The following is a 14,751-nucleotide window of genomic DNA, read 5'->3' on the forward strand; positions in this document are numbered from 1 at the left end:
GGCACTGTGATGGGTAGCACAAGATCCGATCTAGGTATGTGCCTAATCGGAATAGTCCTAGACTGGATATGAACCAACGGAGGTACATATGTCCGTCACCCTGCTGCCCCCGGCGGAGACTCGAAACACCCACAAGCCCATGCGTGCCAAGGAAACCCACCCCAGCGCCGAGGTCCCCGTCTCGATGATCGAGCGAATGACCTTGATCCTGGATGCTTTCGACGCTTCCACCCCCACCCTCACGCTGCTCGGATTGGTCGAGCGCACCGGGCTGCCGCGGTCCACCGTGCACCGGATCCTCGACCAGATGATCAAGCTGCGCTGGCTGGCCCACACCTCGGGCGGCTACCGCCTGGGCATGCGCGCCCTCGAACTGGGCGGACTCACCGCCGACCACAACGAGATTCGTGATGCCGTGTCCCCGCTGCTGCACGAGCTGAGCCAGCGCACCGGCATGGTCGGCCACCTGGCCGTCCTCGACGGCCGCGATGTGGTCTACCTGGACAAGGCCGGTGGCCGTTTCGCCGCCAGCCTGCCCACCCGCCTGGGTGGCCGGATGCCCGCGCACGCAACGGCTCTCGGCAAGGCCATGCTGGCCTGCCTCGAACCGAATATCGCCGAGGCCGCGCTGCGCACCCGCATGCCGAAACTGACGCCGCGCACCATCTGCGAGCCGGAGGCGCTCAGCCGTGAGCTGCAGCAGATCCGGCTGCGTCAGGGCGTGGCCATCGACCGCGAGGAGGCCGTGGCCGGAATCGCCTGTGTCGCAGCGCCGTTGCGGGGCCGTGGCACCGCGCCGGCGGCACTGTCGCTGTCGGGTCGCGCCGACGGCATGAGCTACGACCGGCTGGCCCGCGTCGTGCTCGAGGTCGCGCACGAGGCCGGCCGCACCCTGTTCCCGCGTCGCGCGCACTGGCGTTGAGCGGAGCGGGCGGATGCGGGGGCGATACAGTTCGATGATGGCCGATGGCGTGCAGGATGAGCCGCAGTCGATTCCGGAACTGCCCACGACGGCGTGGGCGGTCCTCGGAATGCTCTCGCACGCAGAGGAACTCTCCGGATACGACCTGAAGAAATGGGCGGACTGGAGTCTGCAGTTCTTCTATTGGAGTCCGTCGTTCAGTCAGATCTACGCCGAACTCAAACGGCTGGAGAAACACGGCTACGCGGTCTCGCGCACGGTCACCTCCGAGGACGGCATGCGCGGTAAACGCATGTACGCCATTACCGACAGTGGGCGGGAGGCCGCCTCGCACTGGGTCAATCACTCCCCCGTCGAGGCCCCGGTGCTCAAACACAGTGTGATGCTGCGGGCCTGGCTGGGTCATCTGGCCGAACCCGAGCGCATGCGCGAGATCCTCACCCAGCACATCGAATACACCGAGACCATGCGTCGTCGCGCCGAGGCCGATGCCGAGGGCGCGGACGTGAATCCGGATTGGGCCTATCCGAGCGCGGTATTGCGCTGGTGCGTCAAGCATTACGAGGCCGAGAAGGAATTCGCCGAGGACCTGCTGGCCGATATGGACAAATTGGCGAGACAGCGTAGCCGTCGCAGACCTGCGAAGAAGCAGAATTCCAGCGATTCCCACTGAACGGACTTGCTCATAGTCGGCGACCAGTGGTCGTGACACGGTTCACACCATCGTTTCACTACCCACTCTGGAGGACGCAGTATGTCCACCTCCGTCGACACCGCGGTGCCTCCCGGCTCCGCGCCTGACGAATCCGGCCGCCTCGACGGCGCGTCGAATCTGAGGATCTGGTCGGTCCTCGCGGTCATCGTGCTGTTCACCGAGGTCTCCCCGATGCAGTACGTGATGGTCGCGTCGGCCATCCGGCAAATCGCGCCCTCATTCCCCGCCCAGGGCGCGAACATCAACTGGGCCATCATCGTTTTCGGCATCTTCGGTGCCGCGGTGTCCCCGCTGATCGGCAAGCTCAGCGACATCTACGGCAAGAAGCGGATGTTCCTGGTCTGCGGCGTGCTGTTCCTGATCGGCACGGTCATCTGTGCCATCACCAGCAACTGGGCGCTGTTCCTGGTCGGCCGCGCACTGGAAGCCACCGCGATCGCCACCACCGTGGTGTCCTACGGCCTGATCCGAGATCTGATGCCGCGCCGCATGGTTCCCATCGGCCTGGGCATCGCCTCCACGGGTCTGGGTGTCTCCGCCCTGGCCGGTCCGCTGATCGGCGGCTACATCACCGATCACTACAGCTGGCGCGGACTGTTCTGGTTCCTGTTCGTCTTCACCGTGATCATGATTCCGCTGCTGATCATCGTGGTGCCGGAGTCGAAGCTGCGTACCCCGCAGCGGCTGGACATCATCGGCGCGGCGCTGCTCGGCGCGGGCGCCACACTCACCCTGCTGTACCTGGACAAGGGGCAGGACTGGGGCTGGACCAAGCCGTCCACGCTGGCCTGGCTGATCGGCGGCCTGGTGCTGCTGGCGCTGTTCCCGATCGTGGAAATGCGTGCGAAGCAACCGATCATGGATATGAAGCTGCTGTTCAATCCACGCGTCAGCGTCGTGTTGTTCATCGGTCTGCTGGCCTCGTTCATGATCGGCTACCAGTCGTATGCCACCGGCTACATGACTCAGTCGCCGCCTTCGGCTCAGGTTGTCTCGCAGGTCAAGGACGCCACCTGGGAGCAGGTGAAAGCCGGTGCGCTGCAACAGGCACAGGCCATGGCTTTGACTCAGGCGCGCGCCCAGGGCCTCGCGCAGGCCGAGGCGCAGGCCAAGGCCGCGATGCCGCCGGGTGTCGATCTGCCGCCCGCGCTGGTGCAGCAGTTGACCGATCAGGTCAATGCACAGGTGACGCCGCAGGTGGTGAACGCCCAGGTGCCGCCGGAGATGGTGTATTCGAAGCTGCCGCCGGACATGGTGAAGGTGGATCTGAGCCCCGGCTACACCTACGGTGACAACTTCTCGCTGCTGAAGTACGCCACGCACGTCACGCTCGCACAGTCGTTGATCGCCATGCTGTTCGGCTTCCTCGGCGGTCTGTGGATCCGGCGCTCCGGTGCGCGGTGGCCGCTGATCACGGCGCTGGTCATCTTCGTCGGCAGCAGCCTCGCCTATGCGGCGCTCTCGCACGGCTGGCAGACGCAGGCGCTGATCAGCGCGGTGTACGGCATCGCGTTCGCGCTGTACTACGCCTCGACACCGAACCTGATCGTGGATGGTGTTCCGGCGAAACAGCAGGGCATCAGCGCGGGCATGCTGGGCGTCATGCAGGCCATGGGCGCCGGTATCGGGCTCGCGGTGGCGACGGCGTTCCTGACGGCCAACCCGGTCAAGGCGGTGGTGTCGGTGGCGGGTGCGCCGCCGGTCACCAAGGACATTCCACTGCTGTACGCCGACAAGGGGTATGAGATCAGCTTCTACTTCGTGGCGATCTCCGCGGCGGTGGCGCTGGTCGGCGCGCTCTTCATGAAGCACGGGCGCACCGCGGCCACCGGTGGTGCCGAGCACTGATACTGCTCTGATCAACGGCCCGGAAGCATGTCGCTTCCGGGCCGTTGTGCGCTCATTGTTGACCAGTGAGCGGGACCTGACCTCGCTGTTCTCCGCCCGGCATATTTCGATTGGAAATAGGCCGACAGCCCGTACGGCCGGAGGAGGTGGTCGACGATGACCGGTGGCTTCGACACCATTGCGGCGGCCGTGGCCGCCATTGCCCGCGGCGGCCCGGTGCTGGTCGTGGACGACGAGGACCGCGAGAACGAAGGCGACCTGATCCTCGCCGCCGAACACGCGACCGCCGCGAATATCGCATTCCTGGTGCGGCACACCAGCGGTGTCCTCTGCGTTCCCATGACCGGTGAGGACTGCGACCGGCTGCAACTGCCGCCGATGACCGCGGTCAATCAGGATCCCAAGGGCACCGCCTACACCGTCTCCGTGGACGCGATCGCCGGTGTCAGCACCGGGATCTCGGCGGCCGATCGGGCGCAGACCATGCGGCTGCTCGCCGATCCGCGCACCACGCCGGCGGAGCTTTCGCGGCCCGGCCATGTCTTCCCGTTGCGCGCGAATCCCCGTGGCGTGCTGGGGCGTCCGGGTCACACCGAGGCCGCTGTCGACCTGACGCGGTTGGCGGGTTTGCGGCCCGCGGGTGTGATCGCCGAGGTCGTCAATGACGACGGCAGCATGGCTCGGCTGCCCGAACTGCGGGTGATGGCCGCATCCTGGGACATCCCCATCGTCTCGATCGCCGATCTCATCGAGTACCGAAAGCAGTTGGAGCACGGCATCTCTCGCATCGTCGAGACCCGCCTGCCGACCCGCTTCGGTGACTTCCGGGTCTACGGTTACGCCGACGAGCACACCGGTGCGGAGCATCTCGCACTCGTCTACGGCGACGTGACCGGCGAAAACACGCTCGCCCGAGTGCATTCCGAATGCCTGACCGGCGACGCCTTCGGCTCGCTGCGCTGCGACTGCGGCGAGCAGCTCGACGCGGCGCTGGCGGCCGTCGCCGCCGCCGGTCGGGGTGTGGTCGTGTATCTGCGCGGCCAGGAAGGCCGGGGCATCGGGCTGCTCAACAAACTCCGCGCCTACGAGCTGCAGGACGCCGGTGCCGACACGGTCGACGCCAATGTCCGGCTGGGCCTGCCCATCGATGCCCGCGACTACGGGGCAGCGGCCCGCATTCTCGCGGATCTGGGCGTGAATTCCGTTCGGCTGCTGAGCAACAACCCCGCCAAGCAGTCCGGTCTGGAAGCCAACGGCATCACCGTGCACGACCGGATCCCCTTGCAGACCCAGCCGACCGAGCACAACGTCCACTACCTCAGCACCAAGCGTGACCGCATGAGCCACCAGCTGCCGCACTTCGAGGCGGTCGGCTACCACTGAGCTCCCCTGCCGCAATGTCACTTGGGGTTCGGCTGAAATGCTGGGCGGTATGAAGATCGCGGCCGCCCAGCTCACCTGTGTCCCCGGAGATGTCGCCGCGAATGTGCGGCAGGCGGTCGCCCTCGCCGCACGGGCCCGGGTCGCGGGCGCGGACCTCGTGGTCTTCCCGGAACTGACACTCACCGGCTACGAGTTGAAGCTGATCGCCGACGATCCCGGCCTGCTGGTCGACGCCGATGACGCCCGGCTGGACGCGCTGCGGAACACCGGCCTCACCACCGTGATCAACTGCGCCGCACCCACCGAGCACGGACCCGCCATCACGACCTTCGTCTACAGCGCCACCGGCGAACTCCTCACCGGCTACCGCAAACAACACCTGTTCGAGCACGAACGCGAGGTCTTCGTCTCCGGCGCACAGGACGGGCGATTCGAGCTCGGCGGGCTGCGGTTCTCCCTGGCCACGTGCTTCGACAATCACTTTCCCGAGCTCATCGCCCGCAGCGCCGCCGACGGCTGCGACGTCCACCTGGCCAGTTCGCTCTACGGGTCGACCGGCGGAGTCCAGGAGCGCGCGACCATCTATCCCGCAATCGCGCGCGACTCGAATATGTCTGTGGTGCTGGCCAATCACGTCGGCCCGACGGGACCGTGGATCGGCTGCGGCGGAGCGGCGGTGTGGCGTCCCGGCGGTGACCTGCTGGTCGAGGCCGATTCGACCTCGCCCGGCGTGGTCAGCGCACAGGTCGGCTAGCGCATCGAACGGGCTCGCCGCTCAGGCCAGCCAGGCCACCGGCGTCACCTCGCGGATATGAGCGACGATGTCGAACGCCTCCGCCAGATTGTGAATCGCCAAGTGCTCGTCGGCATCCCGGGTCGGGTCGTAGACACCGCTGATCACCCGCATCTTGACCGGGGTCGCGATGGGATCGGTCCGCATATCCAGCCACAGCGGCGACTCACCCCGCTCCCCCAGCTCCGCATCCAGGAAATCCGCTGCGGGAGCCGGAATCTCGGCCACTCCGACATTGCCATGGTGGAAGCCGATTGCCACGGCGACATAGTCACGCCCGAAATGCTCGCGCAGCACACTGCCGACACTGGCATTGTCACCCTGACCGGCGGCAAGACCGAGCGCGGCGGATCCGGCCGAGACATGCGCGATCCCGTCCCAGTACACAGTTCGCCGCCCGGTGTTCTCGTAGTGACCGATGATCGTCGCCGCCCAGAGTTCGGCCTCACCGGCATAACTGCCCCGCCCCGCCACGCTGTGCTGATGGAACTCCTCGATCAACCCCATTCGCGCCCGGACGCTTTCGTCGATCCCGGGGATCGCCGCGACCAGTTCCGAGGCCTCGCGGGCATGGTCGCGAAAGCGGCGGCCGGGGTGAACACCCTTGGCCCGCTGGACATGTTCGTCCATGCTGTGCGCCGTCCGAATGGGATCCAGGTGCGCAGACAGATCGTCCAGCCGCTCAGGGGCAGCGGCGCGGACTGCATCCAGAACAGCGTCGTAATCCTCCGACTTCGCCTGGGCCGGTTTGATTCCGATGATCTGAACCTGATCGTCAGGATGCGCCCGATTGAACTCGCGGATCCAGCTGAGAGTGGCGGCCATCTCCTCGGTCCGCCACGGCCGCCAAGCATCGGCAAGCGCCTCGACAGCGGTCCCCTCCCCCTCCCGCACATAGGCATCCAGCGACGCGCCGACATTCGCGCTGTCCTGCACGGCCAAGGTCCGAAAGTCATAATTCTCGACCAGATCCCGGAACAGGGTGTCGCGCAGAGCGAAAGTCTCATGGGCGAAACGAGTCGACTCACCGATGCCGACGATTGCTGCAGTTGAGAGTGCCTTGGCTTCCATGGAAGCCAGTCTTCAACCTCAACATTGGTTCAGGTCAAGCCGAGTCGTGCGATGAGTTCCGCCGTCGGGAGCCGTCGTATCTCTGTGAACCATGGAAAGGATGTAGCAATGAAAGCCACTAACCTCGACGACTCCAACGGGATGCAGATCCAGGACTGGGAAAGCGTCACGGCCGTACTCGACCGCGACATCGATCAGGGACCGGAAAGCGGTGGACCTTCCCGGCACACGACCTGGCTCACCACCATCAATGCGGACGGAACGCCACATGTCACCGCCGTGGGCGCAGTGTGGGTCGACGGCACGTACTGGTTCCAAACCGGAGATGCCACGCAGAAAGGCAAGAACGTCACGCGAGATCCGCGCTGCGCCCTGAGCGTCACCGCGAACGAATTCGATCTCGTCATCAACGGAACGGCCGAGAAGATCACCGACCCGAGCACGGTCGGGCGCATCGCGGCCACCTGGGCCGCAGGCGGTTGGCCGTGCGAAGTGGACGAATCCGGAATAGGGCTCACGGCCCCGTTCAATGCGCCCGCCACCGGTCCGGCACCGTGGTACGTCTACCGGATCACGCCCCGCTCGGCCGTGTCGGTATCGACCGTTGCGCCGGGCGGCACCACACGTTGGGCATTCTGAGCTGCCCTGAACCAGTTGGGAGGGAATCGACTGGCGCGGCGGTCGTTGGAAGTAGTCGTACTGAAAACTCGGCATACGGGGTGGTTCATATGGCAATCGGCGTCGGCGACACTTACCGGCGGTGGGTGCGGGACCCCGAACTCATAACCATGTCGGTCGCGGTGCTGCGGCCATGGGCTTCGGCGCTACCGGGCCTCGGGCCGGACCTCGCCTCCGCGCTTCGTTTACGGGCGTTGGCGCTGTCCCTCGAATATCGCTACGACGATGCGCTGATCGATGTCGAGGAGGCGCTGCGAATCTGTCGTCGTGCGCGGACCGTTCGGCGCACGACCACCGAGGTTCAATTCGCCACGGCGTTGAGTCTGCGCGCGAACCTGCTGCGGTGTGTGAGCCGAGAGCAGGAGGCGGTGGACGACGCACGGGAGGCGCTCGCGCTGTGCCGAGGGTCGCTGTCGCGCGCGCCGCATCGGTTCGGTCCGATTCTGCTGAGCTCGCTGGACGAGTTGGCCCGCTCACTCGACCGGACCGGCGAGGCTGAGCAAGCACTGCCTTTCGGCGAGGAACTCGTCGACATCCTGCGCCGCCTTGCCCCACGCCGGCCGAGCTACGAGCGCTACTTGGCCGGCGCCCTGCATCAACTCGGCGGCTACCTGTCGGACGCCGGGGATCTCTCCGACGCGTTGCGTATCGCCAATGAATCCCTGCAGCTGTACCTGCGTCTCGATCGCGCGCATCCGGAATCCTTTGCACTCCAGGTGGAGCTGGCGACGCACAATCGAGATCTGTTCCTGAAACGGCTCAACCAGCGATCGTGAGGAAGTGCGGAAACGGAGAGACTGGAAGTCGCCCGCACTAGAACACGTTCTAGGTACGGTCGGGGTATGGACAAGACCGGGGCGATAGTGCGGGTCGGCATTGCCTATGTGCTCGCCTTCGGGGCGGGTGGGGCGTGGTTGGCTTGGGGGCCAAGGACGTCGAGCCTGCTGTTGGACGGGTTGATGGCGGACCTGATCGCCACTCTCGTGGTGTTCGGGGCCAGCCGGATGTATCGGAACTCCAGCTTCTATGACGCGTACTGGAGTGTGTTGCCGCCGCTGTTGATGGTTGCGTGGTGGGTCGAGATCGGGTCGGGTGGGGATCGGACGCGGGCCTGGCTGGTGCTGGGCGTGATCGTGTTCTGGTCGATTCGATTGACCGGGAACTGGCTGTACGCGTTTCCCGGTCTGCACCACGAGGATTGGCGGTACGCGATGATTCGGGAGCGGGCGGGGAGGGCCGCGGTGCCGGCCGACCTGTTCGGGATTCATGTTGTGCCCACCCTGCAGGTTTTCGCGGGGATGCTGCCGGTGTACGCGGTGCTGACCAACACCGGCCGCGCTGTCGGCGGACTGGACATCGTCGCGTTCGTGATCGGCGTCGGCGCGGTGCTGCTCGCCTTCTGCGCCGACCTACAGATGTATCGCTTCGTGGCGCGCCGCCGTCCCGGCCAAGCCATGGATCGGGGGTTGTGGAGTTGGTCTCGGCACCCGAACTACTTCGGCGAGTTCGCTTTCTGGTGTGCGCTCGGTTTGTTCGGGCTGGCGGCCGCACCACAGGATTGGTGGTGGGTACTGCTCGGCGCTATCGGCATGTACGCGATGTTCCAGGGCGCGAGCATCCCCATGATGGAGCAGCGCAGCCTTGCGCGCCGACCCGAGTACCAGGGGGTGATCGACCGGGTGCCGCGGTTCGTGCCACGGCCGCCTCGTCGGCGAAACACCTTGGCGGGCAGCGAGAGCGAGCATGCCGCATGAGCCGCCCGCGCGTCGTGGTCGCGGGGCTGGGCGATACCGGCCTGCTGACCGCGATCCATCTTTCCCGGCATGCCGACGTGGTGGGGATCTCGACCAAGCCGGGATTGGTCAGCGGACAGGAGTTGGGACTGCGGCTGTCCCGTCCCGACGAGTGGGCGCGTGACTACTGGGTGTCCTTCGACCGGTACCGCCGGATGGACCGGGTGCGCACCGTGCACGCCACGCTCACGGGGCTGGATCCCGACGCGCGACTGGTCCATATCGCCGGGCCCGACGGCACACCCGCCGCGGAGCCGTACGACGCCCTGGTCATCGCGACCGGAGTGTCGAACGGCTTCTGGCGTCGCCCCGAACTGCTGACCCACAACCACATCGCCACCACGCTCGCCGCCGATCACGAGCGCCTCGCCCGCGCCGAGTCGGTGATCGTGCTCGGCGGCGGGGCGGCCGCGGTGAGCAGCGCGCTCAATGTGGCCGTCCGCTGGCCGGATACCCGCGTGGACCTGTACTACCCACGCGACCAAGCGCTTCCACATCATCACCCCAAGGTCTGGCGCACGTTGCGCGCCCGGCTCGAACGTCTGGGGGTCGGCCTGCATCCGCGACACCGCGCGGTCGTGCCCGCCGGATTCGCCTGCGACGAGATCACCGATGCGCCGGTGGCGTGGAGTACCGGGCAGCCGGAAAGCAAAGCGTCCGCGGTGCTCTGGACGATCGGGCGGGTCACGCCGAACACGACCTGGCTACCGCGCGCACTGCTCGACGAGAACGGCTTCGTTCCGGTCGACGAATATCTGCGTGTCCCCGGCGTTTCCGGCGTTTATGCGATCGGTGACGTCGCCGCCACCGACCCGCTGCGCACGTCGGCCCGAAGTCGCGCCGACGGCCTGCTCGCACACAACATCCGAGCCGACCTGACCGGCGGCACCGCCAAACCCTTCCGGCCGGCCACCCGCCGCTGGGGTTCGGTGATCGGTCCCCAGCACGACAGCCTCGAAGTCTTCGCCCCCAACGGCCGAGCCTTCCGCATTCCCGCCTGGTCCAGGCTCCAGCCGTTCATCGTGCGGCGCGGCATCTACGGCGGAATCCGCGAGCAGCCCAGCTGATCCCGTCGATCCGCGGTGATGCTCAGACGCCGGGAGTCAATCGATTCCGGGCGCTTTCGACGCGACGTTCGACACCGTCGAGGTGTTCCTCCGCATGCCGCAGTGCCTCGCGAGCCGAACGCTCGGTGGCGGCCGTAAATCGTTGGCGCTGTTCGGCTTCGGTCAGCTCGGTGCGCAGGACTTCGATGCGGTCGTCGAGATCAGCGAGATCGGCGACCGCCGTGTCGTGGTCGGATCGGGCGGAAGTCACAGCGGCACGGGCGGATTCGACTTCGGCGAGCATCTCCTCCAGCTCCCGTCGCGCCTCCGCATGCGGCTCGGGGTCACGCTCGTCGGCGGTGGAATCGACTGTTGTCGAGCGCGTTCCGACGTCGCGGTGCCCATCGCCTGGCACCGCAGTCAAGGCTGCGGGCCCGAATCCCTCGTAAGTGGCTGCGGCGGTCAGGGTTCCGGTACGCAATCCTTCGGCAACCGACGGATCCGCCAAGGCAGCCTGCAAGCTCGCGCCGATGTCACGCAGTACAGATTCGGTCAACCGCTGCCCCCGGCCCGCGGCCAGGTCTGCAGCCCTGCGAGTGACGGCATTGACCACTTTCTGCCGCTGCGTGGTGAGTGCGCGCAACTGCTCGGCCGACAGCCGGCGCTGAGCATCCCGCAGGGCATCGCCCACTTCCAGCAGTGCGCGAACATCATCGCCCGCCTCACGAGACAGTAGGTTCAGCGCCCACGCGGCGACGGTAGGCCGCCGCAACTTACCGATCGCCGCGGCCAGAGCCTTGTCGCCGGCATCGCGGGCCTGCCGCACCCGCTCGGTGCGGGCAGCCACGAATTCGCCGGGCGGCAGCCCATAGAGTTCAGCCACGACCTGCTCGAGCGTCATGCCATCAAACCCTACGGGCAATTACCACCGTTGATTGGTTTGACCGTTGCACGGGTACGTGACGACCGGCGCCGGATCGGGGTTCGCCCCCTGAATATCGAGGCAGAAGTTGTTCAGATAGCTGCGGATCTCCGCGCCATTCCTGTACCAGGCCTGATTGAGCTGGCCGTTGCACGGGTACGAGACGACGGGTGCCGGATCGGGATTCGCCCCCTGAATGTCAAGACAGAAGCCATTCATTCCACTACGGATCTGCTGGCCGTCCCAATACCAGGCTTGATTGGACTGACCGTTGCACGGGTACGAGACAACCGATGCCGGATCCGGGTTCGCCCCCTGAATATCAAGACAGAAACCATTCATACCGCTACGGATCTGCAGGCTGTCGGCTGACGCCGCAGACGCTACAGTCAATGCGGCCATAGCCGCCAGCAATAAAATGACAGCTCTACGAATGCCCTTCAGCACGTTCATTTCCCCTCCAGTTGCAGCCCCTCCGGCGGCAACTCCGGTCGGAGGCTAGCACAGCCATCCGGCGCCGTCTCGACATTTCTCCGAGCGTGAGAATTGACGAAAAGCCCTGCCGCGATACACCTTCCGACCTTCGGCAGGCGTCAAACGTGCGAACCGTCGATGAGCTCCGAAGCACGAGACGCCATCGCTCGACCGGCGGCCAATAGCGGTTCCTTGGAACGCAGTGTGCGGCTGAGGATGAAGGCGCCTTCCAATGCGCAGAGGAGGGCGATCATCAATTCCCTTGCGTCCGTATCGGTGAGACCACGTCGAACGAAGTAGTTCACGCCCTCGGCGATCCAGGATTGGATGACTTCCGCTGCGACGTCGCGGATTCCGGGCTCACTGTCGGCCACCTCGCCCGCGACCGTGCCGACCGGGCACATATTGATCCAGCCGTTCTGCTCGATGGTCTCCGCGGCGGCGGCGAAGGCGGCGGGGATGGCCTCGCGGAGGTCGTCGTGGGCGTCCATCAGCAGCGGGAGCAGTTGAATGTAGGCCACGCCCGAGGTGCGGAGGGCCTCGGCGGCGATGGCCGATTTACCGGCGGGGAAGTGGTGATAGAGCGAGCCCATCGGGGCTCCCGAGGCGGCGGTGATCTGTTTGACGGTGATCGCGCTGTAGCCCTGGACGCGCATGAGCTCGGCGACGGCGGTGACCAGGCGGTCGCGAGTGGTGGTTGACAGTTTCTCGCTCACGGATCCAGACTAGAGCAAACGCACTAGAGCGTGTGCTCTAGGGGAGGAGTTGGTCATGCCGATTGCCGAAGTCAGTGCGGGAAGAATCCATTACGTCGAGCGGGGCGAGGGGCCGGCGGTCGTGCTGCTGCACGGGCTGCTGATGAATCACACGCAATGGGACGCGGTCATCGACAAGCTGCCGGACGGGTTCCGGTACGTGCTGCCGGATCTGCCGTTCGGTTCGCATCCGGAACCGATGCGCGAGGGCGCGGACCTCAGCATGCGAGGGATGAACCAGTTGCTCGCGGACTTCCTCGCGGCGCTCGACCTGCACGACGTGACCCTGGTGCACACCGATTGGGGCGGCAGCCTGTTCCTCACCGCCTACGGTCTCGACGAGCGCGTCGGCCGGATGATCGTGCTGCCCTGCGAGGCATGGGACAACTTCCCACCCGGCCTGCCCGGCAAGACGGTCACCGTCGCCACGCACCTGCCGGGCGGAGTCACCTTGGGGCTCAAGCAGTTACGAATCTCGTGGCTGCGCTCGTCGCCATTGCTGTTCGGCTGGATGGCACGCTATCCGCTCAGCGACGAACTCGTGCACGGCTGGACCGAACCCGGCCTGCGGGACAAGCGGATTCAGCGCGACATGCTCGCCTACGGCAGATCCAAGCGCTCCAAGGCCGAGCTCATCGCCAATACCGAAGCGCTGCGGAACTTCTCGGGCGAGGCACTGATCCTGTGGTCGTCGGCGGGCAAGGTGATGCCGCGCGAGCACGGGCGGCGGCTGGCCGAGCTGATTCCCAAGGCCCGGCTGGTGGAAATCGATGACGCCTACGTGCTGTCGATGATCGACCAGCCCGACGCGGTCGCCGCCGCCATGTCGGAATTCCTCACCAGCGCGGTGATCGATCACGGATAGTCGACGCTACTCTTCGGTATCGTCGGTGCCGCGATCACTGGAGATACGGGAGGCGTCATGCCCAGTTTGCTCAGTCGGGCGGTGCCCGTGTTCCTGCGGATCACCCAGGCCAACAAGCCTTTCATCACCGCCGAGGGCGCGCGAAAGCACATCCGCGAGCGCAGCATTCGCCCCCAGCCGTACGGGCCGCCGCGACTGCTGCGCCCGGATGTGCGGATCGAGGTGCGGATCGAGAACGGGTGGCCGATCTACACGCTGACGCCGCGCAGCGGCGCGGTCCGCGGGAATGTCGTCTACTGCCACGGTGGCGGCTGGGTCAATCAGGTGGTCCGTCAGCACTGGGAGTTGGCCGCCGACATCGCGGCCCGGGCCGGGACGACGGTCACGCTGCCCATCTATCCGCTGGTGCCCTACGGCACGGCCGACCAGGTCATTCCGGTCATCGCGGGACTGGTGCGCGCCAATCGGGAACAGTACGGGGAGGTCTGCCTGGCGGGTGACTCCGCCGGCGGGCAGATCGCCCTGTCCACCGCGGTCGCGCTGCGGGATGCCGAAGCGGCGAGCGTGCCTCGGACAGTATTGATTTCACCCGCGCTGGACCTCTCGCTCAGCAATCCGGAGGTCCTCGTCGTTCAGCCCGATGATCCGTGGCTCGGCCGCGACGGCGGGCTGGTGCTGGGCGAGCATTGGCGCGGCCCGCTGCCGATCACGGACCCCATGGTGAGCCCGTTGTTCGCCGATTTCACCGGGCTCGGCCCGCTCACCGTCTTCTCCGGTACCCGCGACATCCTGATGCCGGACATCCGGATCTTGGTGGAGAAGGCTCGCGCCGCGGGAGTCGAGGTCGACTATCACGAGGTCGCGGAACTGGTGCACGTGTACCCGCTGACCCCGACCCCGGAAGCCCGCGTGGCGCGGGCGGTCATCTTCGACAGCCTGCGCACCGCCCTCAGTCCGGCACCCTCACCACGCTGATATCGAGCGGCGGAAACGGTCCGGAACGCCTACTCGGATTTCGGTGCGGCGGGGCCGTTTTCGGCCAGCCACTTGCGGGCACGGGTCGGGGAGGCGCGAGACAGCCAGGCGTCCTGGATCACCTCGGTGAGTTCGGGGAGCGAGAGTTCGGGAATTCGGCTGCCGCGCACCAGAACCGAGAGGTGACCGTTGAAGTGCGGGGTGGTGAAGAACGGTGAGTCCGGGTCCTGGGTGAGGGCCAGTTTGTCGTCCTCCGAGGGCACCCAGAAGACGATCACGTCGTCGTATCGCTCCCCGGTCTCCGGGTCGAAGGCATCGGGGCGTGGATTGCGGAAGAAGATGAAGGATTTGCCGCCCACCTGATAGACCGGATTGTCGGACGGGCCACCGTAGATGGTCACGTGCGGCATGGCATTGGCCAGGTCGTGGACGTCTTCGACGCGGGCGCGGCGGGGTCTGCTCGATGCTTTGCGCGGTCTGCTCGGCACCTCGTCGAGTGTATCGGCGCGCA

Annotated in this window: 16 protein-coding genes; 11 read left to right on the forward strand and 5 right to left on the reverse strand. The window is 66.3% G+C overall.

The features are described 5' to 3' along the window. Window positions 1–88: 88 nt before the first annotated feature. The 5 genes from ACFXHA_RS15375 (at window position 89) to ACFXHA_RS15395 (ending at window position 5,622) form a co-directional block, all read left to right on the forward strand. Window positions 89–922 (forward strand): IclR family transcriptional regulator, encoded by an 834-nt coding sequence (locus ACFXHA_RS15375; protein WP_379357029.1) that lies wholly within the window; start codon window positions 89–91, stop codon window positions 920–922. A gap of 37 nt (window positions 923–959) precedes the next feature. Further along, window positions 960–1,595, forward strand: coding sequence for a PadR family transcriptional regulator (locus tag ACFXHA_RS15380; RefSeq protein WP_379357031.1), 636 nt, complete (start codon window positions 960–962; stop codon window positions 1,593–1,595). Between the two features lie 81 nt (window positions 1,596–1,676). Beyond that, the gene (locus ACFXHA_RS15385) at window positions 1,677–3,485 is read left to right on the forward strand and encodes an MFS transporter (RefSeq protein ID WP_379357033.1); all 1,809 of its coding nucleotides are present in this window, start codon (window positions 1,677–1,679) and stop codon (window positions 3,483–3,485) included. 156 nt (window positions 3,486–3,641) lie between these two features. Continuing rightward, window positions 3,642–4,868, forward strand: coding sequence for a bifunctional 3,4-dihydroxy-2-butanone-4-phosphate synthase/GTP cyclohydrolase II (locus ACFXHA_RS15390; RefSeq protein ID WP_379357035.1), 1,227 nt, complete (start codon window positions 3,642–3,644; stop codon window positions 4,866–4,868). Between the two features lie 49 nt (window positions 4,869–4,917). Then, window positions 4,918–5,622: a carbon-nitrogen hydrolase family protein gene (locus ACFXHA_RS15395; RefSeq protein WP_379357037.1), complete on the forward strand. Its 705-nt coding sequence runs from the start codon at window positions 4,918–4,920 to the stop codon at window positions 5,620–5,622. A gap of 21 nt (window positions 5,623–5,643) precedes the next feature. Here the strand turns inward: ACFXHA_RS15395 and ACFXHA_RS15400 are convergent, their stop codons facing one another. Continuing rightward, on the reverse strand, window positions 5,644–6,732 hold the full coding sequence (locus tag ACFXHA_RS15400) for an erythromycin esterase family protein (protein ID WP_379357039.1): 1,089 nt from the start codon (window positions 6,730–6,732) through the stop codon (window positions 5,644–5,646). 108 nt (window positions 6,733–6,840) lie between these two features. Between ACFXHA_RS15400 and ACFXHA_RS15405 the strand changes: the two genes are divergently transcribed. From ACFXHA_RS15405 to ACFXHA_RS15420, 4 genes are all read left to right on the forward strand, one after another. Beyond that, entirely contained in the window at window positions 6,841–7,371 is a 531-nt protein-coding gene (locus ACFXHA_RS15405; protein ID WP_379357041.1) for a pyridoxamine 5'-phosphate oxidase family protein, read from the forward strand. 149 nt (window positions 7,372–7,520) lie between these two features. Next, on the forward strand, window positions 7,521–8,186 hold the full coding sequence (locus ACFXHA_RS15410) for a tetratricopeptide repeat protein (RefSeq protein WP_379357043.1): 666 nt from the start codon (window positions 7,521–7,523) through the stop codon (window positions 8,184–8,186). Between the two features lie 66 nt (window positions 8,187–8,252). After that, the gene (locus ACFXHA_RS15415; RefSeq protein WP_379357045.1) at window positions 8,253–9,164 is read left to right on the forward strand and encodes a DUF1295 domain-containing protein; all 912 of its coding nucleotides are present in this window, start codon (window positions 8,253–8,255) and stop codon (window positions 9,162–9,164) included. Then, window positions 9,161–10,270, forward strand: coding sequence for an FAD-dependent oxidoreductase (locus ACFXHA_RS15420; RefSeq protein WP_379357047.1), 1,110 nt, complete (start codon window positions 9,161–9,163; stop codon window positions 10,268–10,270). Before ACFXHA_RS15415 ends, ACFXHA_RS15420 begins: the two co-directional genes overlap by 4 nt. Before the next feature lie 22 nt (window positions 10,271–10,292). Here the strand turns inward: ACFXHA_RS15420 and ACFXHA_RS15425 are convergent, their stop codons facing one another. The 3 genes from ACFXHA_RS15425 to ACFXHA_RS15435 form a co-directional block, all read right to left on the reverse strand. Then, window positions 10,293–11,150 (reverse strand): hypothetical protein, encoded by an 858-nt coding sequence (locus ACFXHA_RS15425; RefSeq protein ID WP_379357049.1) that lies wholly within the window; start codon window positions 11,148–11,150, stop codon window positions 10,293–10,295. A 21-nt stretch (window positions 11,151–11,171) separates the two neighbouring features. Continuing rightward, complete coding sequence (locus tag ACFXHA_RS15430) at window positions 11,172–11,624, reverse strand: RICIN domain-containing protein (protein ID WP_379357050.1); 453 nt, start codon at window positions 11,622–11,624, stop codon at window positions 11,172–11,174. A gap of 140 nt (window positions 11,625–11,764) precedes the next feature. After that, window positions 11,765–12,361 (reverse strand): TetR/AcrR family transcriptional regulator, encoded by a 597-nt coding sequence (locus ACFXHA_RS15435; RefSeq protein WP_379357051.1) that lies wholly within the window; start codon window positions 12,359–12,361, stop codon window positions 11,765–11,767. Window positions 12,362–12,416: 55 nt separating this feature from the next. Here ACFXHA_RS15435 and ACFXHA_RS15440 point away from each other — a divergent pair, with 55 nt between their 5' ends. Continuing rightward, window positions 12,417–13,265, forward strand: coding sequence for an alpha/beta fold hydrolase (locus tag ACFXHA_RS15440; RefSeq protein ID WP_379357052.1), 849 nt, complete (start codon window positions 12,417–12,419; stop codon window positions 13,263–13,265). A 57-nt stretch (window positions 13,266–13,322) separates the two neighbouring features. After that, window positions 13,323–14,240 (forward strand): alpha/beta hydrolase fold domain-containing protein, encoded by a 918-nt coding sequence (locus ACFXHA_RS15445; RefSeq protein WP_379357053.1) that lies wholly within the window; start codon window positions 13,323–13,325, stop codon window positions 14,238–14,240. A 29-nt stretch (window positions 14,241–14,269) separates the two neighbouring features. Here the strand turns inward: ACFXHA_RS15445 and ACFXHA_RS15450 are convergent, their stop codons facing one another. After that, window positions 14,270–14,650 (reverse strand): MmcQ/YjbR family DNA-binding protein, encoded by a 381-nt coding sequence (locus ACFXHA_RS15450; RefSeq protein WP_379358272.1) that lies wholly within the window; start codon window positions 14,648–14,650, stop codon window positions 14,270–14,272. Window positions 14,651–14,751: the final 101 nt, after the last annotated feature.

It is taken from the genome of Nocardia sp. NPDC059240 (assembly GCF_042753865.1).
Taxonomy (GTDB): Bacteria; Actinomycetota; Actinomycetes; order Mycobacteriales; family Mycobacteriaceae; genus Nocardia.

Bases quoted from the DNA above. Each gene is read 5' to 3' on its own strand.
- ACFXHA_RS15405 (WP_379357041.1), top strand. From the start codon at position 6,841: ATGAAAGCCACTAACCTCGACGACTCCAACGGGATGCAGATCCAGGAC.
- ACFXHA_RS15390 (WP_379357035.1), top strand. From the start codon at position 3,642: ATGACCGGTGGCTTCGACACCATTGCGGCGGCCGTGGCCGCCATTGCC.
- ACFXHA_RS15440 (WP_379357052.1), top strand. From the start codon at position 12,417: ATGCCGATTGCCGAAGTCAGTGCGGGAAGAATCCATTACGTCGAGCGG.
- ACFXHA_RS15380 (WP_379357031.1), top strand. From the start codon at position 960: ATGGCCGATGGCGTGCAGGATGAGCCGCAGTCGATTCCGGAACTGCCC.
- ACFXHA_RS15385 (WP_379357033.1), top strand. From the start codon at position 1,677: ATGTCCACCTCCGTCGACACCGCGGTGCCTCCCGGCTCCGCGCCTGAC.
- ACFXHA_RS15430 (WP_379357050.1), bottom strand. From the start codon at position 11,624: ATGAACGTGCTGAAGGGCATTCGTAGAGCTGTCATTTTATTGCTGGCG.
- ACFXHA_RS15450 (WP_379358272.1), bottom strand. From the start codon at position 14,650: ATGCCGCACGTGACCATCTACGGTGGCCCGTCCGACAATCCGGTCTAT.
- ACFXHA_RS15400 (WP_379357039.1), bottom strand. From the start codon at position 6,732: ATGGAAGCCAAGGCACTCTCAACTGCAGCAATCGTCGGCATCGGTGAG.
- ACFXHA_RS15375 (WP_379357029.1), top strand. From the start codon at position 89: ATGTCCGTCACCCTGCTGCCCCCGGCGGAGACTCGAAACACCCACAAG.
- ACFXHA_RS15395 (WP_379357037.1), top strand. From the start codon at position 4,918: ATGAAGATCGCGGCCGCCCAGCTCACCTGTGTCCCCGGAGATGTCGCC.
- ACFXHA_RS15420 (WP_379357047.1), top strand. From the start codon at position 9,161: ATGAGCCGCCCGCGCGTCGTGGTCGCGGGGCTGGGCGATACCGGCCTG.
- ACFXHA_RS15410 (WP_379357043.1), top strand. From the start codon at position 7,521: ATGTCGGTCGCGGTGCTGCGGCCATGGGCTTCGGCGCTACCGGGCCTC.
- ACFXHA_RS15445 (WP_379357053.1), top strand. From the start codon at position 13,323: ATGCCCAGTTTGCTCAGTCGGGCGGTGCCCGTGTTCCTGCGGATCACC.
- ACFXHA_RS15425 (WP_379357049.1), bottom strand. From the start codon at position 11,150: ATGACGCTCGAGCAGGTCGTGGCTGAACTCTATGGGCTGCCGCCCGGC.
- ACFXHA_RS15415 (WP_379357045.1), top strand. From the start codon at position 8,253: ATGGACAAGACCGGGGCGATAGTGCGGGTCGGCATTGCCTATGTGCTC.